The following is a 408-nucleotide window of genomic DNA, read 5'->3' as shown; positions in this document are numbered from 1 at the left end:
TATTATCTTAATTTTACTAAATGTAAGATTAAATCTCAACTATTACACTAGAACCGATTTAGACAAACTAGAACAAGCAAGAATGCTTTATCTAAATTCAGGCAAATTCTCCGCTGAAATAAGCTCTGTCCAAATAAGTGTATAAATTTCCCAAAGGTTATATAAAAGAAAATACAACAAAAAGAGAAAATACAATGACAGAGCCTCCGAAGACTTTAGGTCAAAGGGATATCCCTTTGTACCTAAAAGGATTAGGGCTTGAGAAGCCGGTTGAGTTCAGAGATAGAGAGCCCTGTAACTTTAGTGATAAAAGCGATATCAGAGCCAGCATTAAGCATATTTTTAGCAACTTCTATCGTTCTTTCGTGTTTTCCCTCATTTCTACCAATCTGCATGCCTTGGACCATT

General features: G+C 35.0%; 1 pseudogene. It reads right to left on the bottom strand.

Annotated elements, in window-relative coordinates:
- Positions 1-251 precede the first annotated feature (251 nt).
- Positions 252-408: pseudogene (locus KYQ89_RS07850) on the bottom strand (transposase); the annotation flags it as partial.

The organism is Rickettsia sp. TH2014, from assembly GCF_019249195.1.
GTDB classification, from domain to species: domain Bacteria; phylum Pseudomonadota; class Alphaproteobacteria; order Rickettsiales; family Rickettsiaceae; genus Rickettsia; species Rickettsia felis.
Note: the sequence above shows the minus strand (reverse complement) of the source record. Positions and strands in the feature narration are given on the sequence as shown.